This window comes from Leifsonia sp. NPDC077715 (assembly GCF_040686855.1).
GTDB lineage: Bacteria > Actinomycetota > Actinomycetes > Actinomycetales > Microbacteriaceae > Leifsonia.
This window is the reverse complement of record NZ_JBFBOG010000001.1, coordinates 167,314-191,183: the sequence shown is the minus strand read 5'-3', so window position 1 is coordinate 191,183 and position 23,870 is coordinate 167,314. Positions and strand designations below refer to the sequence as shown.

Annotated in this window: 24 protein-coding genes; 18 read left to right on the top strand and 6 right to left on the bottom strand. The window is 71.4% G+C overall.

Annotated features, from left to right (window positions below; translation table 11 throughout):
* The first annotated feature begins 58 nt into the window (after positions 1–58).
* The 8 genes from AB0P25_RS00930 to AB0P25_RS00895 all read left to right on the top strand — a co-directional run bounded on the left by AB0P25_RS00930 (position 59) and on the right by AB0P25_RS00895 (position 9,060).
* On the top strand, positions 59–1,666 hold the full coding sequence (locus AB0P25_RS00930) for a carboxyl transferase domain-containing protein (RefSeq protein WP_363804861.1): 1,608 nt from the start codon (positions 59–61) through the stop codon (positions 1,664–1,666).
* Between the two features lie 5 nt (positions 1,667–1,671).
* The gene (locus AB0P25_RS00925) at positions 1,672–3,795 is read left to right on the top strand and encodes a biotin carboxylase N-terminal domain-containing protein (protein ID WP_363804860.1); all 2,124 of its coding nucleotides are present in this window, start codon (positions 1,672–1,674) and stop codon (positions 3,793–3,795) included.
* A 36-nt stretch (positions 3,796–3,831) separates the two neighbouring features.
* Complete coding sequence (locus AB0P25_RS00920; protein WP_363804859.1) at positions 3,832–5,037, top strand: acyl-CoA dehydrogenase family protein; 1,206 nt, start codon at positions 3,832–3,834, stop codon at positions 5,035–5,037.
* A gap of 38 nt (positions 5,038–5,075) precedes the next feature.
* Positions 5,076–5,837 (top strand): CoA transferase subunit A, encoded by a 762-nt coding sequence (locus AB0P25_RS00915; protein WP_363804858.1) that lies wholly within the window; start codon positions 5,076–5,078, stop codon positions 5,835–5,837.
* Positions 5,834–6,484 carry a CoA transferase subunit B gene (locus AB0P25_RS00910; protein ID WP_363804857.1) on the top strand — a complete coding sequence of 217 codons (651 nt, stop codon included), beginning with the start codon at positions 5,834–5,836 and terminating at the stop codon, positions 6,482–6,484. Before AB0P25_RS00915 ends, AB0P25_RS00910 begins: the two co-directional genes overlap by 4 nt.
* Entirely contained in the window at positions 6,484–7,035 is a 552-nt protein-coding gene (locus tag AB0P25_RS00905) for a MaoC family dehydratase (protein ID WP_363804856.1), read from the top strand. The genes AB0P25_RS00910 and AB0P25_RS00905 overlap by 1 nt, the downstream gene beginning before the upstream one ends.
* On the top strand, positions 7,032–7,850 hold the full coding sequence (locus AB0P25_RS00900; RefSeq protein ID WP_363804855.1) for a CoA ester lyase: 819 nt from the start codon (positions 7,032–7,034) through the stop codon (positions 7,848–7,850). The genes AB0P25_RS00905 and AB0P25_RS00900 overlap by 4 nt, the downstream gene beginning before the upstream one ends.
* 157 nt (positions 7,851–8,007) lie before the next feature.
* Positions 8,008–9,060: an aldo/keto reductase gene (locus AB0P25_RS00895; RefSeq protein WP_363804854.1), complete on the top strand. Its 1,053-nt coding sequence runs from the start codon at positions 8,008–8,010 to the stop codon at positions 9,058–9,060.
* A 300-nt stretch (positions 9,061–9,360) separates the two neighbouring features.
* On the opposite strand, the gene AB0P25_RS00890 is transcribed toward AB0P25_RS00895, so the two are convergent.
* Positions 9,361–9,945, bottom strand: a complete 585-nt coding sequence (locus AB0P25_RS00890) for a TetR/AcrR family transcriptional regulator (RefSeq protein WP_363804853.1) — start codon at positions 9,943–9,945, stop codon at positions 9,361–9,363.
* Between the two features lie 141 nt (positions 9,946–10,086).
* Between AB0P25_RS00890 and AB0P25_RS00885 the strand changes: the two genes are divergently transcribed.
* Together AB0P25_RS00885 and AB0P25_RS00880 are read left to right on the top strand one after the other, a co-directional pair.
* Entirely contained in the window at positions 10,087–11,445 is a 1,359-nt protein-coding gene (locus AB0P25_RS00885; protein ID WP_363804852.1) for a pitrilysin family protein, read from the top strand.
* A gap of 43 nt (positions 11,446–11,488) precedes the next feature.
* Complete coding sequence (locus AB0P25_RS00880; RefSeq protein ID WP_064109401.1) at positions 11,489–12,091, top strand: histidine phosphatase family protein; 603 nt, start codon at positions 11,489–11,491, stop codon at positions 12,089–12,091.
* Between the two features lie 6 nt (positions 12,092–12,097).
* Here the strand turns inward: AB0P25_RS00880 and AB0P25_RS00875 are convergent, their stop codons facing one another.
* Positions 12,098–12,601: a GNAT family N-acetyltransferase gene (locus AB0P25_RS00875; RefSeq protein WP_363804851.1), complete on the bottom strand. Its 504-nt coding sequence runs from the start codon at positions 12,599–12,601 to the stop codon at positions 12,098–12,100.
* A 68-nt stretch (positions 12,602–12,669) separates the two neighbouring features.
* Here AB0P25_RS00875 and dapB point away from each other — a divergent pair, with 68 nt between their 5' ends.
* Together dapB and AB0P25_RS00865 are read left to right on the top strand one after the other, a co-directional pair.
* Positions 12,670–13,476 carry a 4-hydroxy-tetrahydrodipicolinate reductase gene (dapB, locus tag AB0P25_RS00870; RefSeq protein ID WP_363804850.1) on the top strand — a complete coding sequence of 269 codons (807 nt, stop codon included), beginning with the start codon at positions 12,670–12,672 and terminating at the stop codon, positions 13,474–13,476.
* A gap of 19 nt (positions 13,477–13,495) precedes the next feature.
* Positions 13,496–13,960, top strand: a complete 465-nt coding sequence (locus tag AB0P25_RS00865) for a tetratricopeptide repeat protein (RefSeq protein WP_363804849.1) — start codon at positions 13,496–13,498, stop codon at positions 13,958–13,960.
* Here AB0P25_RS00865 and AB0P25_RS00860 read toward each other — a convergent pair.
* The 4 genes from AB0P25_RS00860 to AB0P25_RS00845 all read right to left on the bottom strand — a co-directional run bounded on the left by AB0P25_RS00860 (position 13,957) and on the right by AB0P25_RS00845 (position 16,333).
* Positions 13,957–14,853 carry a TIGR01777 family oxidoreductase gene (locus AB0P25_RS00860; RefSeq protein WP_363804848.1) on the bottom strand — a complete coding sequence of 299 codons (897 nt, stop codon included), beginning with the start codon at positions 14,851–14,853 and terminating at the stop codon, positions 13,957–13,959. The genes AB0P25_RS00865 and AB0P25_RS00860 overlap by 4 nt on opposite strands.
* Positions 14,854–14,884: 31 nt before the next feature.
* On the bottom strand, positions 14,885–15,310 hold the full coding sequence (locus AB0P25_RS00855) for an OsmC family protein (protein WP_363804847.1): 426 nt from the start codon (positions 15,308–15,310) through the stop codon (positions 14,885–14,887).
* 113 nt (positions 15,311–15,423) lie between these two features.
* On the bottom strand, positions 15,424–15,906 hold the full coding sequence (locus AB0P25_RS00850) for a DUF4395 domain-containing protein (protein WP_363804846.1): 483 nt from the start codon (positions 15,904–15,906) through the stop codon (positions 15,424–15,426).
* Positions 15,893–16,333: a thioredoxin family protein gene (locus AB0P25_RS00845; RefSeq protein ID WP_363804845.1), complete on the bottom strand. Its 441-nt coding sequence runs from the start codon at positions 16,331–16,333 to the stop codon at positions 15,893–15,895. Before AB0P25_RS00845 ends, AB0P25_RS00850 begins: the two co-directional genes overlap by 14 nt.
* Before the next feature lie 80 nt (positions 16,334–16,413).
* Here AB0P25_RS00845 and dapA point away from each other — a divergent pair, with 80 nt between their 5' ends.
* The 6 genes from dapA (at position 16,414) to AB0P25_RS00815 (ending at position 23,713) form a co-directional block, all read left to right on the top strand.
* Entirely contained in the window at positions 16,414–17,391 is a 978-nt protein-coding gene (dapA, locus tag AB0P25_RS00840) for a 4-hydroxy-tetrahydrodipicolinate synthase (protein ID WP_363804844.1), read from the top strand.
* 76 nt (positions 17,392–17,467) lie between these two features.
* Positions 17,468–19,144, top strand: a complete 1,677-nt coding sequence (locus tag AB0P25_RS00835; protein WP_363804843.1) for a ribonuclease J — start codon at positions 17,468–17,470, stop codon at positions 19,142–19,144.
* Positions 19,145–19,193: 49 nt separating this feature from the next.
* Complete coding sequence (locus AB0P25_RS00830) at positions 19,194–19,685, top strand: GNAT family N-acetyltransferase (RefSeq protein WP_363804842.1); 492 nt, start codon at positions 19,194–19,196, stop codon at positions 19,683–19,685.
* A 70-nt stretch (positions 19,686–19,755) separates the two neighbouring features.
* Positions 19,756–22,593, top strand: coding sequence for a DNA translocase FtsK 4TM domain-containing protein (locus tag AB0P25_RS00825; RefSeq protein WP_363804841.1), 2,838 nt, complete (start codon positions 19,756–19,758; stop codon positions 22,591–22,593).
* A 6-nt stretch (positions 22,594–22,599) separates the two neighbouring features.
* The gene (pgsA, locus tag AB0P25_RS00820) at positions 22,600–23,223 is read left to right on the top strand and encodes a CDP-diacylglycerol--glycerol-3-phosphate 3-phosphatidyltransferase (RefSeq protein ID WP_363804840.1); all 624 of its coding nucleotides are present in this window, start codon (positions 22,600–22,602) and stop codon (positions 23,221–23,223) included.
* Entirely contained in the window at positions 23,210–23,713 is a 504-nt protein-coding gene (locus AB0P25_RS00815; RefSeq protein ID WP_363804839.1) for a CinA family protein, read from the top strand. The genes pgsA and AB0P25_RS00815 overlap by 14 nt, the downstream gene beginning before the upstream one ends.
* The last annotated feature ends 157 nt before the right edge of the window (positions 23,714–23,870 follow it).

Below are 23,870 nucleotides of genomic sequence, written 5' to 3'. Positions count from 1 at the left end.
TAACCTAAAACCGAGTTAGTGACCACTAACCGACTGTCGACGACGACAACGGAGCAGCATGCCGACCCTGATCAGCGAGGCGTCCGCCACGGATGCGCGGTTCGAGCAGAACGACGCCGCCCAGCGCGAGCTGGTGGCCGACCTGCGACGGCGGCTGGCCACAGCCGCGGCCGGGGGACCGGAGCGCGCCCGCGAGCGCCACGTGGCCCGCGGCAAGCTGCTCCCGCGCGACCGCATCGACGCGCTGCTCGACGAGGGCAGCCCCTTCCTCGAGCTGGCACCCCTCGCGGCGACCGGGATGTACGACGACGAGAGCCCCGCGGCCGGCGTCATCGCCGGGATCGGCCTGGTCGCCGGCCGCCACGTGATGATCGTGTGCAACGACGCCACCGTGAAGGGCGGCACGTACTACCCGATGACGGTCAAGAAGCACCTCCGGGCCCAGGAGGTCGCGCTCGAGAACCGCCTGCCCTGCATCTACCTGGTGGACTCGGGTGGCGCGTTCCTGCCGATGCAGGACGAGGTCTTCCCCGACCGCGACCACTTCGGCCGGATCTTCTACAACCAGGCCCGGCTGTCCGCGGCGAAGATTCCGCAGATCGCGGCCGTGCTCGGCTCGTGCACCGCGGGCGGCGCCTACGTGCCGGCGATGAGCGACGAGACGGTCATCGTCCGCAACCAGGGCACGATCTTCCTCGGCGGGCCGCCACTGGTGAAGGCGGCGATCGGCGAGGTCGTCACCGCGGAGGAGCTGGGCGGCGGCGACCTGCACGCGCGCACCTCGGGCGTCGTCGACCACCTGGCCGAGGACGACGAGCACGCGCTGGCGATCGTGCGCGACATCGTCGCGACCCTCCCGCCGCCGCTCGACCCGGCCTGGCCGGTCCTCGACGCCGTCGATCCGGCCGCCGATCCCGCCGAGTTGTACGGCGTCGTCCCGGTCGACGTGCAGGCGCCCTACGACGTGCACGAGGTCATCGCGCGGATCGTCGACGGCAGCGGTTTCGAGGAGTTCAAGCCCGAGTACGGCACCACGCTCGTCACCGGCTTCGCCCGCATCCACGGCCACCCCGTCGGCATCGTGGCGAACAACGGCGTGCTGTTCAGCGAGTCCGCGCTCAAGGGCGCCCACTTCATCGAGCTGTGCGATCAGCGCGGGATCCCGCTGCTGTTCCTGCAGAACATCTCCGGCTTCATGGTCGGCCGGGACTACGAGGCCGGCGGCATCGCGAAGAACGGCGCCAAGATGGTCACCGCGGTCGCCACGACCCGCGTGCCGAAGCTGACCGTCGTCATCGGTGGATCGTTCGGCGCGGGCAACTACTCCATGTGCGGCCGGGCGTACTCGCCGCGCTTCCTGTGGATGTGGCCCGCGGCACGCATCTCGGTGATGGGCGGTCAGCAGGCGTCGAGCGTGCTGGCGACCGTGAAGCGCGACCAGCTGGAGGCGCGCGGCGAGGAGTGGTCGGCCGACGACGAGGCCGCCTTCCGCGCGCCGATCGCCGCGCAGTACGAGGAGCAGGGCAACCCGTACTACTCGACCGCCCGGCTGTGGGACGACGGCGTGATCGACCCCGCCGAGACCCGCACCGTGCTGGGCCTCGCGCTCGACGTGATCGCGCGAACCCCGCTTCCCGACACGGCCTTCGGCCTCTTCCGGATGTGATGACGATGACCTCCACCCCCTTCGGCACGGTGCTCGTCGCCAACCGCGGCGAGATCGCCTGCCGCGTCATCCGGACACTGCAGAAGCTCGGCATCCGCTCGGTCGCGGTGTACAGCGACGCCGACCGCGACGCTCCGCACGTCGCGCTCGCCGACGTCGCCGTCCGGCTCGGACCGGCGCCCGCGCGCGACAGCTACCTGAACGTCGACGCGATCGTCGAGGCTGCGCGCCGCACGGGCGCCGAGGCCGTCCATCCCGGGTACGGCTTCCTGTCCGAGAACCCGGCACTCGCCGAGGCGTGCGAGAGCGCCGGCATCGTCTTCGTCGGCCCGGGCGTGCACGCGCTCGAGGTGATGGGCGACAAGATCACCGCCAAGCAGGCCGTCGCCGAGCACGACGTGCCGACCATCCCCGGCATCGCCGAGCCCGGGCTCTCCGACGACGACCTGATCGCCGCCGCCGAGCGCATCGGCTTCCCGGTGCTGGTGAAGCCGTCGGCGGGCGGCGGCGGCAAGGGGATGCAGGCCGTGCGGTCGGCCGCCGAGCTCCCGGAGGCGCTGCGCGCCGCCCGCCGCGTGGCCGCGGCCGCGTTCGGCGACGACACGCTGTTCCTGGAGCGGCTGGTGTCGTCCCCGCGCCACATCGAGGTGCAGGTGCTCGCCGACCGCCACGGCGGGATCGTGCACCTCGGCGAGCGCGAGTGCTCGCTCCAGCGCCGCCACCAGAAGGTGATCGAGGAGGCTCCGTCGCCGCTGCTGGACGCGTCCACCCGCGCCCGGATCGGGGAGGCCGCCTGCCGGGTCGCCGCGTCGGTCGGCTATGTGGGGGCGGGGACGGTCGAGTTCCTGGTGTCGGCGGAGGCGCCGGACGAGTTCTTCTTCATGGAGATGAACACGCGGCTGCAGGTCGAGCATCCCGTGACCGAGCTCGTGACCGGGCTGGACCTGGTGGAGCAGCAGCTGCGGATCGCGGCGGGCGAGCCGCTGGGCTTCGTGCAGGACGACGTGACACTGACCGGGCACGCCGTGGAGGCCCGCGTGTACGCCGAAGACCCCGAGCGCGGTTTCCTGCCCGCCGCCGGCCGCGTGCTGGCGCTGCGCGAGCCGACGGGGGAGGGCGTCCGGGTCGACAGCGGTCTCGCGGCGGGCATCCCGATCGTGACCGACTACGACCCGATGCTGTCGAAGGTGATCGCCTGGGGGTCGGACCGGTCGGAGGCGCTTGCGCGGCTGCGCGGGGCGCTCGGCCGCACGAGCATCCTCGGGGCGGTGTCGAACGTCGCGTGGCTCGCCGAGCTGGCCGCCGACGAGGATGTCGTCGCCGGGTGGATGGACACCACGCTGATCGACCGGCGCTACTCGGAGCTGACGCCGACCCCGGCCGGGGAGGACGAGCTCGTCGCGGCGGCGCTGGTCGCCCACCTCGACCGCTGGCAGGAGCCCCCGACGGCGGTCGGGATGCTGTGGGCGGCCCCGACCGGATGGCGGCTGGGGCGCGCACGGCCCGCGCGGTACGACGTGGACGGCGTGACGGTGACCGTGACCGGCGAGCCGTCGGTGGCCCAGGTGGCCGTCGCAGAAGGGGACGCCCGCGCGGCGTCCCTGCGTCTGCGCGACCCCGAGCGCCCCGGCGAGCCCGCCGTCGCCCTGGTCGACCTCGACGGCTGCACGCTGCGCTTCGACGTCGCCCGCGACGGCGACACCGTCTGGATCGCCCGCGAGGGGCGGGCCCGCCCGCTGCGCCTGCGCGATCGCGCCGCGCGGCTCGCCGACCGGCTCGCCGCGCTCGACCGCGGCGACGCGGCCGCGCATCCCGAGCTCCGTTCGCCGATGCCGGGCACCGTGGTCGCGGTCCCGGTCGAGTCCGGCGCCCGGGTCGACGCCGGCGACACGGTCGTCGTGGTCGAGGCGATGAAGATGGAGCACCGCCTCCTCGCCCCGGTCGCGGGCGCCGTCACCGTGCACGTGCAGCCGGGCGATCTCGTCCGGCTGGACCAGCTCGTCGCCCGCGTCGACGCCGACGAGCCCGACGCCGGCGAGCCCGACGCCGACGAGCCCGACCTCCCCACCGATGTGCCGCCCCTCGAGGTGGACGCGGCGCCGGCACCCCCGGCCGCCGCCCAGCGATAGGCCCCACGAGAGCCTTCCGAGACAGACAGGAACCCCATGACCATGCAGATGGACCGGCCCGCCGACACCGAGGTCGCCGGCTTCGAGCTCACCGACGAGCAGCGCCGCCTCCGCGACGAGGTGCGCGACTTCGCCGACAACGTCGTCGCCCCGGCCGCCTACGAGTACGACACCAAGCGCAGCCTCCCGTACGGCATCATCGCCGAGATGGGCCGGATGGGACTGTTCGGCCTCCCCTTCCCGGTCGAGTACGGCGGCCAGGGCAAGGACTACCTGTCGCTCTGCCTCGCCGTCGAGCAGCTGGGACGCGTGGACCAGTCCATCGGCGTCACCCTGGAGGCGGGCATCGGCCTCGGCGCCATGCCCATCTACCGCAACGGCACCGAGGAGCAGAAGCAGGAGTGGCTGCCGATGCTCGCGCGCGGCGAGGCGCTCGCCGGTTTCGGCCTGACCGAGGCGGACGCGGGATCCGACGCGGGCGGCACCAAGACCACCGCGGTGCTCCGCGACGGCGAGTGGGTGATCAACGGCACCAAGCAGTTCATCACCAATTCCGGCTCCGACATCACCAAGCTCGTCACGATCACCGCCGTGACCGGCGAGGAGCGTCGCGCCGACGGGTCGGTCAAGAAGGAGCTGTCGGCGATCATCGTCCCGACCGGCACCCCCGGCTTCGTGGCGGAGCCGGTCTACGACAAGGTGGGATGGCACACCTCCGACACCCACCCGCTGACGCTCACCGACGTCCACGTGCCCGAGGCGAACCTCCTGGGCGAGCGTGGTCGCGGGTACGCGGACTTCCTGCTGACACTGGACGAGGGCCGCGTCGCGTTCGCCGCGCTGTGCACCGGGGCCGCGCAGGGCTGCCTGGAGGAGGCGCTGCGGTATGCGAAGTCCCGCAACGTCTTCGGACGGCCGATCGGCTCCAACCAGTACATCGCCTTCAAGATCGCGCGGATGCAGGCCCGGGTGCACGCGGCGCGGCTCGCGTACTACGACGCCTGCTTCAAGTTGATGGCGGGCAAGCCGTTCAAGCTCGAGGCCTCCATCGCCAAGCTCGTCGGCAGCGAGGCCGCGATGGACAACGCGCGCGACGCGACCCAGATCTTCGGCGGCTACGGCTTCCTCAACGAGAACCCGGTCGCCCGCCACTACCGCGACTCGAAGATCCTGGAGATCGGCGAGGGCACCAGCGAGGTGCAGCTCATGATCATCTCCCGCGCGCTGGGCTTCGACGCCTAGCCTGGAGCCGGCCAGACACTCGACGAGGAGGAGGACGGATGATCGACAAGACGGTGGCGACGGCCGCGGAGGCGGTCGCCGACATCCCCGACGGCGCCACGCTCGCCGTCGGCGGGTTCGGGCTCTGCGGCATCCCGAGCGCGCTCATCCAGGCGCTGCTCGACGACGGGACGACCGACCTGGAGGTGGTGAGCAACAACTGCGGCGTCGACGACTGGGGCCTCGGCCTGCTGCTCGCCGAGCACCGCATCGCCAAGATGATCAGCTCGTATGTCGGCGAGAACAAGGAGTTCGCCCGCCAGTTCCTCTCCGGCGAGCTGGAGGTCGAGCTCACCCCGCAGGGGACGCTGGCCGAGAAGCTGCGCGCGGGCGGCGCCGGCATCCCCGCCTTCTTCACACCCGCGGGCGTCGGCACGCAGATCGCCACCGGCGGCCTGCCCCGCCGCTACGCCCCGGACGGCTCGGTCGCCGTCGCCAGCGAGCCGAAGGAGGTGCGGACCTTCGACGACGCCGAGTACGTGCTGGAGCGGTCCCTCCGTCCCGACTTCGCCCTCGTCCACGCGGCGAAGGGCGACCGGCACGGCAACCTCGTCTTCCATGCCGCAGCGATGAACTTCAACCCGCTCGCCGCGATGGCGGGCCGGGTCACCATCGCGGAGGTCGAGGAGCTGGTCGAGCCGGGCGAGCTCGATCCGGGCCAGGTGCACTGCCCGGGCATCTTCGTCCAGCGCGTCGTCTACGCGCCGGGTGTCGAGAAGCGGATCGAGCGGCGCACGGTCGCCGAAGGGAGCGCACGATGAGCCTCACCCGCACCGAGCTCGCCGCCCGCGTGGCGCGCGAACTCGAGAACGGCCAATACGTCAACCTCGGGATCGGGATGCCCACGCTCATCCCGAACTACATCCCGGAGGGCGTCGAGGTGATCCTGCACTCGGAGAACGGCGTACTCGGGGTGGGGCCGTATCCCACCGACGACGCCGTCGACCCCGACCTCATCAACGCCGGGAAGGAGACGGTGACCGTGAACCGCGGCGCCGCCTTCTTCGACTCGTCGCTGTCGTTCGGGATGGTGCGCGGCGGACACGTCGACCTCGCCGTCCTCGGCGCGATGGAGGTCAGCGCCGCCGGCGACCTCGCCAACTGGATGATCCCCGGCAAGATGGTGAAGGGGATGGGCGGCGCGATGGACCTGGTCTTCGGCGCGAAACGGCTCATCGTCATGATGGAGCACGTGGACAAGGAGGGGCGCCCGAAGATCCTCCAGGAGTGCACCCTGCCGCTCACCGGCACCGGATGCGTCGACCGCATCATCACCGACCTCGCCGTGATCGACGTCACGCCCGACGGACTGGTGCTGCGCGAGACCGCGCCGGGCGTCACCGTGGACGAGGTCGTCGCCGCGACGGGCGCACCGCTCGCGGTCGAGTTGACGGAGGAGGCGGCCTGATGCGCGAGATCGAGCAGCGCGGGCTGTACTACGAGGAGTTCGAGCCGGACACGCGCTACCTGCACCGGCCGGGACGCACGGTGACGGAGGCCGACAACGTCCTCTTCACCACGCTGACGATGAACACGCAGGCGCTGCATCTCGATGCGGCGTGGTCGGCGCGGCAGCCGTTCGGGGAGCGGCTGGTCAACTCCATGTTCACGCTCGCCACGATCGTGGGCGCGTCGGTGACCCAGCTGACGCAGGGCACCATCGTCGCGAACCTCGGATTCAGCGAGGTGTCGTTCCCGCATCCGCTGCACCACGGCGACACGCTCTACTCGGAGACGGTCGTGGTCGGCAAACGGCTGTCGGCCTCGCGCCCCGGACAGGGCATCGTCACGCTGGAGCACACCGGCCGCAATCAGGACGGCGTGATCGTCGCGACGGCGACGCGCCAGGTGATGGTGTGGTGCCGGGATGCCTCGCCGGTCGGCGCCGTCGACGCCGGGGGAGTGGCCGACGCCGATGCCCTCGACCCGGGCGCGACCTCGCCGGACGGCATCCTGTGACGGCAGCCGGGCGGCCGTTCCCGTGGGGTCCGGCGCTGCTGTTCTGCCCGGCCGACCGGCCCGAGCGGTACGCGAAGGCGCTGGAGCGGGCGGACGCGGTCATCCTCGACCTGGAGGACGCCGTCGATCCGGCCCGGCGCGTCGAGGCGCGGGAGGCGCTGGTCGCCTCCGACCTCGACCCGGCGCGCGTGATCGTGCGGGTGAACCAGGCCGGGACGGACGACCACGACGCCGACGTGTCGGCGCTCGCCGCGACGCCGTACCGGGCGGTGATGCTGCCCAAGGCCGAGAGCGCCGGCGACCTCGCGCGGCTCGGCGGGTACGACGTGATCGCGCTGTGCGAGACGGCCGCCGGCGTCCTCACAGCGCCCGCACTGGCGCAGGCGCCCGGCGTGCTCGCGCTCATGTGGGGCGCCGAGGACCTGGTGGCATCGCTCGGAGGGACCTCCAGCCGGCACGCCGACGGCCGCTACCGCGACGTCGCCCGGGCGGCCCGCTCGGCGGTCCTGCTCGCCGCGGGAGCGGGGGGTGCGTACGCGATCGACACGGTCCATCTCGACATCGCCGACCTCGACGGGCTGGCGGCGGAGGCCGAGGACGCGGTGGCCGTCGGGTTCGCGGCGACGGCGTGCATCCACCCCGGGCAGGTGTCCACGATCCGAGACGCGTACCGGCCTTCCGAGGAGGAGGTGGAGGCCGCACGTGAGCTCCTCGAAGCAGCCGCCGCGGCGGGCGGAGGGGTGTTCCGGCATGACGGGAGGATGGTCGACGGACCGGTCCTCGCGCACGCCCGAGCCGTGCTGCGCCGTTCGTGATGAAAATGTGACCAAGCATTCCCGGGTGGTTCACCGTTTCGGCATCTGACTGTCCGAGGCATGCCGTAACCTGCAAGTGTTCACTAGGGAATCGAACGATCTCGAATCGATTCGAGTGACTCAAGCGTTATCGGCCATGCCGAGGGGAGGGGGAGAGATGCCACAGCTGCTTCCCCTGCGCCTCCGGCAGCCCGCCTCCGCCCGCGAACAAGCGCGTGCGGGCACCGCCGAACCGCCCACCGGCGTGGTCGATATCGACCCGGCCATCGAGAGCACCGGTCCGCTCGCCGTCATCGCGCCTCGCCGCATCGGCGAGAGCGACCTCGCGGTGTACCCGCTGTCGCTCGGCGCGAGCGTCTTCGGCTGGACGGCCGACGGCGACACATCCCTCGCCATCCTGGACCGCTTCGCGGAGCTGGGCGGCGACTTCATCGACACCGCCGACAGCTACGTCGGCGGCCGCAGCGAAGTGCTCATCGGCAACTGGATGCGCGAGCGCGGCAACCGCGACCGCATGGTCATCGCGACCAAGGTCGGCCGCCACCACGAGAACCCCGGCCTCGGCTCGGTCAGCATCGTGCGCGCCGTCGAGGCGTCGCTCGAGCGGCTGAAGACCGACCGCATCGACCTGCTGTACTTCCACGACGACGACCCCGAGACACCGCTGGAGGACAGCCTGGCGACGGCGGAGTGGCTGATCGAGAGCGGCAAGGTGCGCTACCTGGCCGCCTCCAACTTCAGCGCGGACCGCCTGATCGAGGCGCGCATCCTGGCGTCGGCCGGCCTGCCGAAGTTCGTCGCCATCCAGAACCAGTACAACCTCATGCACCGCACCGAGTTCGAGAGCGCCCCGCGGATCGTCGCGGCCGCGCAGGGGCTCGGCGTGATGCCGTACTACGCGCTGGCGAACGGCTTCCTCACCGGCAAGTACCGCAGCAAGGGCGACCTCACGGCGGGCGCGCGCAGCGTGCGCGCGGCGGCCTACGTCAACCGGCGCGGCCAGCGGGTGCTCGCGGTGCTCGACCGCATCGCGGCGGAGCACAAGGTGGCTCCCGCGAGCATCGCCCTCGCCTGGCTGCTGGCCAAGCGGACCATCATCGCGCCCGTCGCCAGCGCCAGCCGCCCCGACCAGGTGGACGCGCTCATGGCCGCGGCGGGCATCCGCCTGACCCGCTCCCAGATGCTCGACCTCGACCGCGTCTCCGAGTAGCCCGCGCCCGCCTGCCGCTCCGTAACGCCGCGGCGGCCGCCCCGTCCCAGCCCGTCCGCTCATCTACTGGTCCCAACACGCCGTGACGCATCGCCCTATAACGGCGTGTTGGGCCCACTAGACGCATCCATGGGCCGCAACACGCCGTCATGCGCACGTCGTGACGGCGTGTTGCGTCCCATGGATGGGGTGGCAGCGCAGGCGGGCGGCGGTCGGGATGCGTCTGGGTGACGCAACACGCCGTGCGACGGGGTGACGCAGCGGCGTGTTGCGTCAACCAGACCGGCAGGGTTGGGCGGGCTACGCCTCGGCGAGGATGCGGTCGAGCGCGCGGTGCAGGGCGGCGCCCGCGGCGATCGGGTCGCCCACGTAGCCGCCGGCCAGGGCGCCGTCGCGCGCGAGGATGAGGTCGTCGGCGGCGTCGCCCGGGCGCGGGTGCCCGATGCGGCGGAAAAGCTCCTCGATGTGGTCCGCATACCAGTCGCGGTGGGCGGTCACCGCCACACGCACGGGGTCGCTCGGGTCGGAGAACTGCGCGGCCGCGTTGATGAACGGGTCGCCGTGGAACCCGGGGCGCACCGCCTCCTCGTTGATGGAGTCGACCAGGGCGCGGGCAACGTCGCGCGGGTCGGAGAGCTCCGCCTCCTTCTCGGCGAACCACTCGCGCACCTGCCGGTCGCGGCCTTCGACGTAGGCGATGATAAGAAGGTCCTTCGACCGGTAGTGCTTGTAGAACGTCGCCTTGGTGACGCGCGCGCCCGCGATGATGCGGTCGACGCCGACGGTGTGGATGCCCTCCTGGTAGAAGAGCTCGTCGGCGGTCGCGAGGATCTTGACCTTGGACGGGGCGGGCGGCCGGATGGTCGCTCGGGCACTTACGACCATCCGGCACGACTCCCTTGCTTGAGGGGGAGACGAGGGGCCGCCTCCCTTCGGTTCTCGCAGTATAGCAGTAGACAGACGAGTCTGTTTGTCCTCGATTTGTGCCGCGAGGCATCCGACGGAGGCTGGCGTAGGGTGGAGGGGATGAACAGCGCAGTCGACCTTCCGCTCGGTTTGGCCGACCTCACCTTCGCCGCGTCGGGCGAGGCGCTGGTCCGCCGCACGATCCTGCCGAGCGGGGTGCGCGTCCTGAGCGAGCAGGTTCCGGGCGCCCGGAGCGCCACCCTCGGCTACTGGGTCGCGGTCGGCTCGCGCGACGAGCACGAGAGCGAGCCCGGGCATCCGGGAACCCTCGGCTCGACCCACTTCCTCGAGCACCTGCTGTTCAAGGGCACACGGTCGCGGACGGCTCTCGACATCGCGGTCTCCTTCGACTCGGTCGGCGGCGAGCACAACGCGATGACCGCCAAGGAGTACACCTGCTACTACGCCAAGGTGCAGGATCGCGACCTCGCGATGGCAGTCGAGGTCATCGGCGACATGCTCACCTCCTCCGTCCTGGACCCGGCCGAGTTCGAGAACGAGCGCGGCGTCATCCTGGAAGAGCTCTCGATGGCGGAGGACGACCCGGGCGACGTCGCGAACGAGCGCATGTTCCAGGCCGTGCTGGGCGCGCATCCCCTCGGCCGTCCCATCGGCGGCCGCCCCGACACCATCCACGCCGCCACCCGCGACGGTGTGTGGGAGCACTACCGGGCGAACTACCGGCCGCAGGACCTCGTGGTCACCGCCGCGGGAGCGGTCGACCACGACCTGCTGGTCGCGGGCGTCGAGCGCGCGCTCCTCTCCGCCGGCTGGGACCTCGACCTGCCCGCCACCCCGGTCGACCGCCGCACCGGCGGCACCGCGACCATCTCGCGCGGCAGTGCCGTGGTCACGGTCCAGCGCCCGACCGAGCAGGCGAACGTCTTCGTCGGGATGCCCGGCACCGTCGCCACCGACCCGCGCCGCACGACGATGAGCGTGCTCAACTCCATCCTCGGCGGCGGGATGTCCAGCCGGCTGTTCCAGGAGGTCCGCGAGCGCCGCGGCCTCGCCTACGCCGTCTACTCCTTCTCCGGTTCCTACTCGGACGCCGGGGTCTTCGGCCTCTACGCCGGCTGCGCGCCCGCGAAGGCGCGGCAGGTCACCGAGCTCATGCTCGACGAGCTGCGCAGGCTCGGCTCCGACGGCGTGACCGCCGACGAGCTGCGCCGCGCCGTCGGCCAGCTGTCCGGCGGCGCCGCCCTGGCGCTGGAGGACTCCGACACCCGCATGTCCCGCCTCGGCCGCGCCGAGATCACCCTCGGCGAGTTCGCCGACCTGGATGAGAGCCTCCGCCGCCTGCACCTCGTCACCGTCGACGACGTGCGGGAGCTCGCCGCCGATCTGGCGGGACGGCCGCTCTCCGTCGCGGCGGTGGGGAGCGTCACCGACGACACGTTCGCCGGTCTCGCTCCCTGATCCGCCTCCCTCCCGCTCCGCTCTTCTCGAAAGGTCCACCCTCGTGCCCCACTACATCTACCTCGTGCGCCACGGCGAGCAGCAGGATGCCGAGCACGGGATGCCGGACGGCCCCCTGTCACCGCGTGGTAAGCGGCAGGCGCAGCTGATCGCCGAGCGGCTGAGCGGCATCCCGTTCACGTCGATGTACCACTCGCCGCTCAACCGGGCCACCGAGACCGCGTCGATCATGGCGGAGCGGATGCCCGCGCTGGAGCCGCAGCCGTCGAGCCTGCTGTTCGACTGCATCCCGTCGGGGCCGACGCCGGACATGCCGAAGGCGTTCGAGTCGTTCTTCGGCCCGGTGACGGAGGCGGAGATCGAGGCGGGGCGCGCGCAGATGGACGACGCGGTCCACGAGTTCCTGACGCCCGCGATGGGAGACCGGCATGACCTGCTGATCACGCACAACTTCGTGATCGGATGGTTCGTGCGGCACGTGTTCGACGCCCCGGACTGGCGCTGGCTGGGACTGAATCAGGCCAATTGCGGCCTCACGATCATCCGCGTGCGTTCGGCCAAGCCGCCGGTCCTGGTGGTGCACAACGACCTGGGCCACCTGCCGGTGGAGCTCCGCACGGGCCTGCCGGAGCTGCAGCCGGTCTGAGCCGGGCTACTCGATCGGTTCGACCCGCTTGCGGAACCAGTCGGTCGCGTTCGGGTTGTCGTTGTACGGCTGGATGCTCTCGTAACCGTGCGCCCGGTACAGCCCGCCGGCCGCCTCGAGACTGGCGTTGGTGTCGAGCACGATCTCGGTCGCGCCGAAGCCGCGGGCGCGCTGTTCCAGCTCGACCAGGATGGCGCGGCCGTACCCGTTGCCGCGCCGCGACGGCGTGACCCACAGGTGCTTGATCTCGTAGCGCACGACCGGGGCGCCGTCCTCGGTCTCGCCCAGCGGGACGCGCAGCTCGCGGACGCCGCCGCAGCCGACCTCCGAACCGTCGTCGTAGGCGAGGAGGAAGACGCCGTTCGGCGCGACGAACTGGCCCGGATCCGGGAAGGCCGTCCGGTAGGCGCCCTGCGCGCTCGGGAACGTCTCGGCGCGCTCGGCGAAGTAGTCGGAGAGCATCCGGTGGGCGGTCGCGTCGGTGACGGCGACGTCGGCGAAAGACACCATCGGTCCAGCGTAGCGCCGGGGCGGGCTGAGCCGCGGGTCGTCCGCAGGCGCGCAGGTAGGCTGGGTGTGTGAGCATTCGCGTGGCCGTCGCCGGAGCGACCGGAAAACTGGGAAGCGTGGCCGTGCGCCTCATCGAGCAGGCCGACGACCTGGAGCTGGTGGCCCGCCTCGACTCGCGCTCCCCTCTGGAGGACATGCTCGGCGCCGACGTGCTGGTCGATATGACGCTTCCGCAGGTGAGCCCCGGGATCGTCGCCTTCGCCGTCGACCACGGCCTCAACGTCCTGGTCGGCACCTCCGGCTGGTCGGCGGACCGCATCCTCGACCTGGAGCGCCGCGTCGCCCAGCACGAGGGCCGTGGCGCGGTCGTCATCCCGAACTTCTCGCTGGGTTCCGCGCTGGGCACGGCCTTCGCGACCGTCGCGGCGCGCTTCTTCGACTCGATCGAGATCATCGAGGCGCACGGCGCGGGCAAGGTCGACTCGCCATCGGGCACCGCGGTGCGCACGGCCGAGCTGATCGGCGCCGCCCGGGCGGCGAAGGGACCGGTCGAGGCGCCGCACTCGGACCAGCGCGCCCGCGGGCAGCAGGTGGCGAGCGTCCCCATCCACAGCCTCCGGATGCGCGGGGTCGTCGCGCAGCAGCAGGTCATCTTCGGCGGTCCCGGCGAGCAGCTGGTCATCGAGCACGACACCGTCGGGTCGGAGGCGTATGAGACCGGCATCCTGCTCGCGCTGCGCGCAGCCGCGACGGCGACCGGCGTGACGGTCGGGCTCGACAAGCTGATCGACCTCGGGATCGCCGAGCCGAGTGGCGAGCCGCCGCGTCGGACTGTCCGCGACGCGGGCGACGACGGCACCGAGCTGGCCCGCTGAGCAGGAGAACGCACCGCCGATGAGGAATCGCCTGGCCGCCATCCTGATGGCGCTGCTCCTTCTGGTCTATCTCGTGCTGGTCACCCAGCGCGCCGTGCTGCTCATCCTGTCCGGTGTGGCGATCGGGATCGCGATGGGCATCGCCCTGTTCGTGCTGCCGGTGATCGCGGCGTGGGCGATCGGGCGCGAGCTGCTGTTCGGGGCACGCACCGAGCGACTGGTGCGGCAGCTGGAGGCGGAGGGCAACCTCCCGGTCGAGGACCTGCCGACCCGGGCGAGTGGACGGCCGCTGCGGGACGCGGCGGATGCCCAGTTCCCCGAGTACAAGGCCGAGGTGGAGGCGGCGCCGTCGAGCTGGCGTGCCTGGTTCCGGCTCGGGCTCGCGTACGACGCCTCCGGCGACCGCCGCCGGGCGCGCGAGGCGCTGCGTCAGGCGATCCGGCTGGAGCGCGCGGACGCGAAGGCGGGGGAGCGGCCGGCTTAGGCGGCCCGGACCTCCACCAATCGGTCCATCGCGTCCTCCACGGTCGGGTCGCGGAACACGAACCCGTCGTCGAGCAGCTTCTGCGGCACCACCAGCTGGTCGGCCAGCAGCAGCTCGCGTCCGGCGTCCTGCAGGGCCAGTTCGATCGCGAACGTCGGGACGGGGACGACCGACGGCCGACGAACCGCGCGTGCCAGCGCCTTCACGACCTCCCTCTCGGTCGCCGGAGTCGGCCCCGCGAGGTTGACCGGCCCGTCGAGACTCGATCCCAGAAGATGGACGAGCGCGGCCGCCTCGTCGTGCAGGCTGATCCACGGCCAGTGCTGGCGTCCGGAGCCGAGCGGCCCGGCGAGCCCGGCCTTCGCCAGCGGTAGCAGCGGTTTCATCGCGCCGCCCCGGCCGATGACCACGCCGGTGCGGGCGAGCACGAGGCGCGTCGACTCGGGCGCGAGGCGCGCCGCGGCCTCCCACGCGTCCGCGACGTCCGAGAGGAACCCGCTCCCTTTGCTCGCCGCCTCCGTCAAGTGCTGGCCGGGCCGGTCGCCGTAGAAGCCGACCGCCGACCCGCTCAGGAACACGGCCGGGGGATCGTCGGCACGCCGCATCCCGTCGGCCAGGGTGCCGGTCGCCTGCAGCCTCGAGGAGAGGATGCGCCGCTTGGTCGCCTTCGTCCACGGGAGCCGCTGCAGCGAAGCCCCCGAGAGGTTGACGACCGCGTCGGCCCACTCGAGCGCGTCGATGGGGACCGATCGCTCCGCCGGATCCCAGCGGACCTCCTCGGACGACGACGGCTCGCGCCGGACGAGTCGGAGAACGTCATGCCCCGCCGCGGCGAGCTGCGACCGCAGTTCGCCGCCGATCAGGCCGGATGCACCGGCCAGCAGCACCTTCATGTCGCTCCGCCCTTCGGTCGCGGACGAGGGATCAGGCCAGCGACGCCTCGAGCGTGATCGGGATGCCGACCAGCGCACGCGAGACCGGGCAGCCCGCCTTCGCCTCGTCGGCGAGCCGCTGGAAGTCCTCGTGCGAGAGACCGGGGACGGTCGCGACGACCGTGAGGTGGCTGCCGGTGATGCCCTGGGCCGGGTCGAACGTGACGGCGGCCGTGGTGCGGATGCTCTCGGGCGCGTGGCCGAACTGCGCGAGCCCGTTCGAGAACGCCATCGAGAAGCAGGCGGCGTGCGCGGCTCCCAGCAGCTCCTCCGGCGTGGTGACCTCCGCGCCGCCCTCGGAGCGGGCCTTCCAGTTCACCGACAGCTCGGCCGCGTGCGACGAGTCGAGCGTGACGGTGCCCGATCCGCTCTTCAGATCGCCGTTCCAGACGGTGGTGGATGCGCTGGTGACTGCCATGGAGACCTCCTACGAGACGCGGCCGCCGAGCGCGGCCGGGCCCGTTCCACACTACTGACGGGGTCCGACGCCGTCATCCGGTGCACGGCGGATTCCCGGCTGGGCCGCTGGCGTCAGGCGGTCGCGCGGCGGCGGATCACGCGGGCGCGCACCAGCAGCAGGTAGAGCTGGCAGCCGAGGCAGTATCCGAAGACCGAGTTGAGGAAGGCCGCCACGAAGGCGAGCGCGGCCGCGATCGGCAGAGCGAGCGGGACGCCGAGCACGAACAGGAGGAGCCCGACGCCGGTGACGAGGAGGCCGACGCCCTGGGCGAAGGTCGGGGGAGCGGGGTCCTCCAGCTCGGCCGGGGGAGCCAGCCGCGGGCGGATGAGCGCCCGGTAGAGCGCGCCGTAGGGGTGCCGCTGCACGCCGGCGAAGGCGCCCCAGGCGAACAGCAGTGCGATCACGAGCAGGAGCACGGCCGCCGCGACGGTGGCGCCGACAAGGGACAGGAAGAGGTCGACGAGCAGCAGGACCGCGGTGATCCCGGCGCCGAAGCGCGGGGAGCGCGGGTCGATCCCGCGTGCAGGGGACGCGGTCGGTTCAGGCTGTGACATGGTCGCTCCCGAGGATGCGGTGGAGGGTGTCGCGGACGTCGTCCGCACGGGCCGCGCCGCCGATCCGGGCGCGGATGGCCCCGGTGCCGTCGAGCACGAGGGTGGTGGGGGTCTGCAGGATGCGGAACCGGTCGGCGAGGTCCGGTCGGTCGGTCAGGTCGATCTCCAGATGCCGGACGCCGTCGGCGTCGTCGGCGATCGAGCCGAGGACGCGTGCGGTCGAGCGGCACGGCGCGCAGAACTCGGTGGAGAACTGCAGCAGGGTGGCCCGGTCGCCGAAGGCCGCCACGTCGACGTCCGCGGGCGCGAGCACCTGGTGGCCGCGCGCCGAGCGGGAACGGCCGGTGGTGGCGCGCCAGAGCAGGCCGCCGGCCGTGGCGACGGCGACGAGCCCGAGCAGGATGCCGAGGGCGGCGAATCCGTTCACAGGTCGGGACGTTACGCCCGACTTCTCCACAGCGCAGAGAATGTGACCTCGCGTGACGGCGACCCGATAGCCTAGGAGCCATGCCAACCACTGCGAACCCGTTCGGCCAGGTGCTCGTCGCCCTGGTCACACCGTTCACCGCCGACGGCGAAGTGGACTGGGCCGCGGTCGAGAAGCACATCGACGACGTGATCCAGGCAGGGGCCGACGGCATCGTGGTCACCGGGACCACCGGCGAGACCTCCACGCTCACCGACCCCGAGAAGCTGCGGCTCGTCGAGGTCGGCAAGTCGGTCGCCGGCGGCCGGGCCAAGATCATCACGGGCGGCGGCTCGAACGAGACGGCCCACGCCATCCAGCTCTACCAGCAGAGCGAGAAGGCGGGCGCCGACGGCGTCATGGTCGTCACGCCGTACTACAACAAGCCGACGCAGGCGGGCATCCTGACCCACTTCCGGATGATCGCCGACTCGACCGACCTGCCGGTCATCCTGTACGACATCCCCGGCCGCACGGGCGTCCCGATCAAGTACGAGACCATCCTGCGCATCGCGAAGCACCCGAACGTGCTGGCGATCAAGGATGCGAAGGGCGACTTCAGCGAGGTCAGCCGGGTGCTCAACCAGACCGACCTCCTGTACTTCTCGGGCGACGACGCGAACGTGCTGCCGCACCTCGCCATCGGGGCGAGCGGCCTGATCGGCGTCACGGCCAACATCGCGGCGACGCCGTACCGGCAGATGGTCGACGCGGTCAATGCGGGCGACCTGGCCACGGCGACGGCGGCCCACAAAAAGCTCGAGCCGCTGGTCCGCGCCGTGATGACCCATGTGCCGGGCACCGTCTCGACCAAGTACATCCTGCACGGCCTCGGCCGCATCTCGAGCCCCCGCGTGCGACTTCCGCTCGTCGGCCCCGAGGAGTGGGAGGCCGCCCAGATCGAGGACGAGCTCGACCTCGTCAAGGACATCCCCGGCGTCGACTTCTCCAACTTCCGCCCCGACCGCAACGCGGCCGCGGGTGGAGCGCTCCCGAAGATCGCCGGGACCACACGCTGACGGCCGCCGGGAAGGCGGCCACACCACATCGCGGGCGCGAGAAGCCCCGCATACGAATACGGAAATAGGAGGGCATATGCCCAACCTCGTCTCTGCGCCTCCCGCGCTCGAACCCGGAACCCTCCGGATCATCCCCACCGGCGGTCTCGGCGAGATCGGCCGCAACATGACGGTCTTCGAGTACGAGGGCAAGATCCTCATCGTCGACTGCGGCGTGCTCTTCCCGGAGCAGGACCAGCCGGGCGTCGACCTCATCCTCCCCGACTTCGGACCGGTCCGCGACCGCCTCGACGACGTCGTCGGCGTCGTGCTCACGCACGGCCACGAGGATCACATCGGCGCGGTGCCCTACCTGCTGAAGCTGCGCCGCGACATCCCGCTCATCGGGTCGGGGCTCACGCTCGCCCTGGTCGAGGCGAAGCTCAAGGAGCACCGCATCCAGCCGTACTCGCTCACCGTGCAGGAGGGGCAGGTCGAACAGCTCGGCCCGTTCTCCCTGGAGTTCGTAGCGGTCAACCACTCCATCCCGGATGCGCTCGCCGTGGCGATCACCACGCCCGCCGGCGTCGTGCTGCACACCGGCGACTTCAAGATGGACCAGCTCCCGCTCGACGACCGGCTGACCGACCTGCGCGCGTTCGCACGGCTGGGCGAGAAGGGCGTCGACCTGTTCCTCGCCGACTCGACCAACGCCGACGTGCCCGGCTTCACGCCGCTCGAGCGGTCCATCGGACCGGTGCTCGACACCGTCATCGCGCGGGCGCCGCGCCGGGTCATCGTCGCCAGCTTCTCCAGTCACGTCCACCGCGTGCAGCAGGTCCTGGACGCTGCCGCCGCCAACGGGCGCCGCGTCGCGCTGCTGGGACGCTCGATGGTCCGCAACATGACCATCGCCGCCGAGCTCGGCTACCTCAAGGTGCCCGAGGGCGTGCTCATCGACTACAAGAAGGCCGCCGACCTCCCCGACGACGAGATCGTCTACATGTCGACCGGGTCGCAGGGCGAGCCGATGGCCGTGCTCGCGCGCATGGCCAACCTCGACCACCAGATCGAGGTCGGGCACGGCGACACCGTCATCCTCGCCTCCAGCCTCATCCCGGGCAACGAGAACGCCGTCTACCGCGTCATCGACGGGCTGACGAAGCTCGGCGCGAACGTCGTGCACAAGGGCAACGCCAAGGTGCACGTCTCGGGTCACGCCGCCGCGGGTGAGCTGCTGTACTGCTACAACATCCTCAAGCCGAAGAACGTCATGCCGGTTCACGGCGAGTACCGCCACCTGGTCGCGAACGCGCGGCTGGCGATGGACACCGGCGTCCCGGAGGAGAACACGATTCTCGCCGAGGACGGCTCGGTCATCGACCTGCGCGACGGCGTCGCCCGCGTGGTCGGCCAGCTCGACCTCGGCTTCGTCTACGTCGACGGCTCGAGCGTCGGCGAGATCACGGATGCCGACCTCAAGGACCGCCGGATCCTCGGGGAAGAGGGCTTCATCTCGATCATCGTCGTGGTCGAGGCGGCCACGGGCCGGATCGTCACCGGGCCGGAGGTGCACGCCCGCGGCTTCGCCGAGGACGACGCGGTGTTCGATGACGTCAAGCCGAAGATCGCGGCGGCGCTTGCGGACGCGGCGCACAACGGCGTCCGCGACTCCCACGCGCTCTCGCAGGTCGTCCGCCGCACGGTCGGCCGCTGGGTCAACACCAGCTACCGCCGCCGGCCGATGATCGTGCCGCTCGTCATCGAGGCGTGAGGAGCCGGACGTAACCCGCGCGTAACACGAGCGCGGGTAGCGTTCCTCCATGAACGCGTTCCGCATCCGTCCCGCCACGGGCGAGGATGCGCGCGTGCTCACCGACATGCTGGTCGAGGCGGCCAACTGGGACCCGGTGCGGGCGCGCCCACGCCTCTCCGTGCTGGAGGACCGTGCGGTCGCGCGGTACGTGGCCGGCTGGCAGCGTCCCGGCGACTTCGGCTGCGTGGCGGAGGACGCCCACGGCCTGCCGGTGGGCGCCTGCTGGGCGCGGCTGTTCCCGGCGAACGCGCCCGGCTACGGCTTCGTGGCGGTCGGCGTCCCCGAGCTGACGCTCGGCGTCTACCCCTACTGGCGGGCGCAGGGCGCCGGTCGCGCGCTGCTCCGCGAGCTCGCGCGGACGGCCGCAGCCCGGGGGCACGCGCGCCTCAGCCTCAGCGTCGCCCACGGGAACTTCGCCCACCGGCTGTACCAGAGCGAGGGATACGTGACCGTCGCCTCGCAGGGCGGCTCGGAGACGATGGTGCTCACAGTCCGCTGAGCAACCGGATTTTCCACAATCCAGGCGCGGTATCCCGGCGTTGACGGGGGCACGACGTACCGTTGTCCCCATGGCCACGAGCACCAAGTCGAATTCCCGCGCCCGGAACTCCGGCCGCGGCGGGTCGACCGCGCGCAAGCCGGCGTCGAAGACCGCGCAGCAGAAGACGGTCGCGTACCCGGCGGCCGACGCGGGGCCCAGCCCGCTCATCCGCGCCTGGATGGGGCTGGCGCATCTCACCGGGGCGGCGTTCCGCGCCCTCGGTCCCGAGAAGCTTTCGAAAGAGGAGCGCCGCGACGGCTTCCCCTTCTTCCTGGTGCTGCTCGCGATCGCCGGGGCGGTGGTCGAGTGGTTCCTCATCAACGACCAGGTCGCGCGCACGCTCGACGCCTGGACGTTCGGCGGCCTGTTCGGCCGCGTGGCCTTCGCGCTGCCCGTCGTCATGGTGATCTTCGCCGCGTGGCTGTTCCGGCATCCCAGCTCCGTGCACGACAACACGCGCATCGGCATCGGCCTCAGCATCCTGCTGCTCATGGTCTCCGGGCTGTGCCACCTGTTCAGCCCGCACCCGTCGCCGTCGGACGGCATGATCGCCCTCGCCCAGGCGGGCGGCGTTCTGGGTTGGCTGGTCGCGGCGCCGCTCTCGCTGGTGATCACCCCGTACGGCGCCGGGGCCGTGATCATCCTGCTGCTGATCCTCAGCCTGTTCATCATCACCAAGACACCGCCGAACAAGCTGCCCGCCCGCATCCGAGAGCTGTACGCGTACCTCTTCGGCGCCCAGCTGCCCACCGAGGACGAGCGCGCCGAGGCGAAGGAGGCCAAGGCGGCGTCCAAGCAGGTCGAGCTCGACGGCATCGACGACGAGCCGGAGGCCGAGGCCAACCTGCCCTGGTGGCGGCGCAACAAGTCGCAGCGAGAGGAGGACCCGGACTACGACGCCCCCGGCGTCGACGGGCTGACCGAGGTGTTCGGCGCTCAGCAGCGCGGCAAGGGCGAGTTCGCCACCCCGCTCGAGCCCGACCCGTCGAGCGACCACTACAACACCGAGGTCATCGGCGAGCTGGCGCAGGCCGAGGACGCCCTGAAGCGCTTCACGGGCGAGCTGCCGCCGACGGCGGTCGCGCCGATGCCGACGTCGGGCGGCGGTGTCCCCGGCGCCGGTGCCGTGCTGCCCGGCTTCCAGGCCGGTGCGGAGGACTTCGACGAGGAGGCGGCCGAACCGCCCGCACTGCCCCAGCCCACGGCCCCGTACCACCTGCCGTCGGCGTCCATGCTGTCGGCCGGCACTCCGGCCAAGACCCGGTCGGGCGCCAACGACGAGATCGTCGCCGCGATCACCGAGGTGCTGACGCAGTTCGGCGTGGATGCGAAGGTCACCGGCTACTCGCGCGGTCCGACGGTCACGCAGTACGAGATCGAGCTCGGCCCGGGTGTGAAGGTCGAGCGCGTGACGGCGCTGAGCAAGAACCTGTCGTACGCCGTCGCCAGCAACGAGGTGCGCATCCTGTCGCCCATCCCGGGCAAGAGCGCGATCGGCGTGGAGATCCCGAACACCGACCGCGAGATCGTGTCGCTCGGCGACATCCTGCGCTCGCCCGCGGCGGCGAAGAGCACGCACCCGATGACCATCGGCGTCGGCAAGGACGTGGGGGGCGGCTTCGTCGTCGCCAACCTCGCGAAGATGCCTCACCTCCTGGTCGCCGGCTCGACCGGCTCCGGCAAGTCCAGCTTCGTCAACTCGATGATCACCTCACTGCTGATGCGTGCGAAGCCCTCCGAGGTGCGCATGGTGCTCATCGACCCGAAGCGCGTGGAGCTCACCATCTACGGCGGCGTGCCGCACCTGATCACGCCCATCATCACGAACCCCAAGAAGGCCGCGGAGGCCTTGCAGTGGGTCGTGAAGGAGATGGACATGCGGTACGACGACCTGGCCAGCTTCGGCTTCCGCCACATCGACGACTTCAACCGCGCGGTGATCAACAACGAAATCGTCCTGCCGGAGGGGAGCGAGCGGAAGCTCAAGCCGTACCCGTACCTCCTGGTCGTCGTCGACGAGCTCGCCGACCTGATGATGGTCGCGCCGCGAGACGTGGAGGACTCGATCGTCCGCATCACGCAGCTGGCGCGCGCGTCCGGCATCCACCTGGTGCTGGCGACGCAGCGTCCGTCCGTCGACGTCGTCACGGGTCTGATCAAAGCGAATGTGCCGTCGCGGCTCGCGTTCGCCGTGACGAGCGTCACCGACTCCCGCGTCATCCTCGACCAGCCGGGCGCCGACAAGCTCATCGGCCAGGGCGACGGGCTGTTCCTGCCCATGGGCGCCTCCAAGGCCTTGCGGGTGCAGGGCGCGTGGGTCAACGAGGACGAGATCCAGAAAGTCGTCGACCACGTCACGCGCCAGGCGCGGCCGGAGTACCGGCAGGACGTCACGGCCGGAGCCGAGAAGAAGCAGATCGACTCCGACATCGGCGACGACCTCGAGCTGCTGCTCGCGGCGGCCGAGCTCGTGGTGTCGTCCCAGTTCGGCTCGACCTCGATGCTGCAGCGCAAGCTCCGCGTGGGCTTCGCCAAGGCGGGTCGCCTGATGGACCTGCTGGAGTCGCGCGAGATCGTCGGCCCGTCGGAGGGCTCGAAGGCCCGCGACGTTCTGGTGACCGCCGAGCAGCTGCCGCAGGTGATGGCGCGCCTGCGCGGCGAGGAGCCGTCGCCAGCGGCCGCTCCCGCTGCTGCGCCGGCCGCTGCTGCGCCGGCCGCTGCTGCGCCGGCCGCTGCTGCCGCGCTGCAGAGCGAGTACGACGATGATCGGTACGGAGCCGATCCCGTCGCGGACATGACGGCGGGCTATCCTGAGGTCGACGGCGACTCGGACGAGGACGCCTGGCAGCTGACCGGCAGGGAGTAGACAGCGATGTCGGTGCCCGACGCGCCTCCGCCCATCCCGGCGGACGGCGGAGCGAAGCGCGTGAGCAACTGGAACCTGCCCAACGTCATCACCGTCGTGCGCATCCTGCTCGCCCCGCTCTTCGTCTGGATGCTGCTGGCCGACGGCGGCGACGACGGCTGGCTGCGCTGGGCGGCGGCCGCCCTGTTCATCCTCGCCATCGCGACCGACGGCGTCGACGGTGCCCTGGCGCGACGCAACGGACAGGTGACCGAACTCGGCAAGCTCCTCGACCCGATCGCCGACAAGGTGCTCACCGGGGGAGCGCTCATCGCGCTGTCCATCCTCAACGAGCTGCCGTGGTGGGTGACCGTCGTCATCCTGGTGCGCGAGATCGGCATCACCGTCTACCGCTTCGTCGTCATCCGGCAGGGCGTGATCGCGGCCTCCCGCGGCGGCAAGATCAAGACCATCGTCCAGTCGGTGGCCATCTCGTTCGCGCTCGTCCCGCTCTGGACGGTCTTCGGCGACTGGATCTTCTGGGTCAATGGTGTCCTCATGACGGCCGCTGTCATCCTGACCGTCTGGACCGGCATCGACTACCTCTGGCAGGCGTGGAAGGGCCGGAGGGCGAAGCGTGCCGTCGCCTGATCCGGCGACCGCCGCGGTCGTCCGGACGCTCATCGACCGCGGTCTGACGATCGCGGCGGCAGAATCGCTCACCGGCGGCCTCCTCACCGCAGAGCTCACGAGCGTGCCCGGCGCGTCGGCCGTCGTGCTCGGGGGAGCGGTGGTCTACGCGACGGAGCTCAAGCATTCGCTCCTCGGAGTGGATGCGGACCTGCTCGCCGCTGAGGGGCCCGTCCACCCCGAGGTCGCACGCCAGCTCGCGAGCGGCGTCCGGCAGCGGCTGGCCGTGGACGGACGCCCGGCGGACGTCGGCCTCGCGACCACGGGGGTCGCCGGCCCCGACCCGCAGGGCGGGCGTCCGGTGGGCACCGTGTTCGTCGGCGTCTCATCCGCACGCGGCACGCGTGCCATCGCTCTCGAGCTGTCCGGGGACCGCGACGCGATCCGCCGCGCCACCGTCGTGTCGGCCGTCGCCGCGCTCGCGGAGGAGCTGGGCATAACAGCCGTGTGAACATCCCGCGTTACCGCGGGAATACGCGGTGTTTCGGTCTGGTTACACCTGCTGCATTCACAAGAAAAGCCCAGTGGCCCTCGATATCGTGGAGCATCCGGATGCGGTACATTCGTATCCCATCGATACGTCGGCAGGGTAAGAGAAGGAGGCTCCG

Excerpts from the sequence above, each read along its gene's own strand:
- AB0P25_RS00830 (WP_363804842.1), top strand. The coding sequence starts at position 19,194 with ATGAACGCGTTCCGCATCCGTCCCGCCACGGGCGAGGATGCGCGCGTG.
- AB0P25_RS00920 (WP_363804859.1), top strand. The coding sequence starts at position 3,832 with ATGACCATGCAGATGGACCGGCCCGCCGACACCGAGGTCGCCGGCTTC.
- dapA (WP_363804844.1), top strand. The coding sequence starts at position 16,414 with ATGCCAACCACTGCGAACCCGTTCGGCCAGGTGCTCGTCGCCCTGGTC.
- AB0P25_RS00910 (WP_363804857.1), top strand. The coding sequence starts at position 5,834 with ATGAGCCTCACCCGCACCGAGCTCGCCGCCCGCGTGGCGCGCGAACTC.
- AB0P25_RS00930 (WP_363804861.1), top strand. The coding sequence starts at position 59 with ATGCCGACCCTGATCAGCGAGGCGTCCGCCACGGATGCGCGGTTCGAG.
- AB0P25_RS00905 (WP_363804856.1), top strand. The coding sequence starts at position 6,484 with ATGCGCGAGATCGAGCAGCGCGGGCTGTACTACGAGGAGTTCGAGCCG.
- AB0P25_RS00885 (WP_363804852.1), top strand. The coding sequence starts at position 10,087 with ATGAACAGCGCAGTCGACCTTCCGCTCGGTTTGGCCGACCTCACCTTC.
- AB0P25_RS00925 (WP_363804860.1), top strand. The coding sequence starts at position 1,672 with ATGACCTCCACCCCCTTCGGCACGGTGCTCGTCGCCAACCGCGGCGAG.
- AB0P25_RS00850 (WP_363804846.1), bottom strand. The coding sequence starts at position 15,906 with ATGTCACAGCCTGAACCGACCGCGTCCCCTGCACGCGGGATCGACCCG.
- AB0P25_RS00890 (WP_363804853.1), bottom strand. The coding sequence starts at position 9,945 with ATGGTCGTAAGTGCCCGAGCGACCATCCGGCCGCCCGCCCCGTCCAAG.
- AB0P25_RS00915 (WP_363804858.1), top strand. The coding sequence starts at position 5,076 with ATGATCGACAAGACGGTGGCGACGGCCGCGGAGGCGGTCGCCGACATC.
- AB0P25_RS00825 (WP_363804841.1), top strand. The coding sequence starts at position 19,756 with ATGGCCACGAGCACCAAGTCGAATTCCCGCGCCCGGAACTCCGGCCGC.
- AB0P25_RS00835 (WP_363804843.1), top strand. The coding sequence starts at position 17,468 with ATGCCCAACCTCGTCTCTGCGCCTCCCGCGCTCGAACCCGGAACCCTC.
- AB0P25_RS00895 (WP_363804854.1), top strand. The coding sequence starts at position 8,008 with ATGCCACAGCTGCTTCCCCTGCGCCTCCGGCAGCCCGCCTCCGCCCGC.
- AB0P25_RS00855 (WP_363804847.1), bottom strand. The coding sequence starts at position 15,310 with ATGGCAGTCACCAGCGCATCCACCACCGTCTGGAACGGCGATCTGAAG.
- AB0P25_RS00875 (WP_363804851.1), bottom strand. The coding sequence starts at position 12,601 with ATGGTGTCTTTCGCCGACGTCGCCGTCACCGACGCGACCGCCCACCGG.
- AB0P25_RS00860 (WP_363804848.1), bottom strand. The coding sequence starts at position 14,853 with ATGAAGGTGCTGCTGGCCGGTGCATCCGGCCTGATCGGCGGCGAACTG.
- pgsA (WP_363804840.1), top strand. The coding sequence starts at position 22,600 with ATGTCGGTGCCCGACGCGCCTCCGCCCATCCCGGCGGACGGCGGAGCG.
- AB0P25_RS00865 (WP_363804849.1), top strand. The coding sequence starts at position 13,496 with ATGAGGAATCGCCTGGCCGCCATCCTGATGGCGCTGCTCCTTCTGGTC.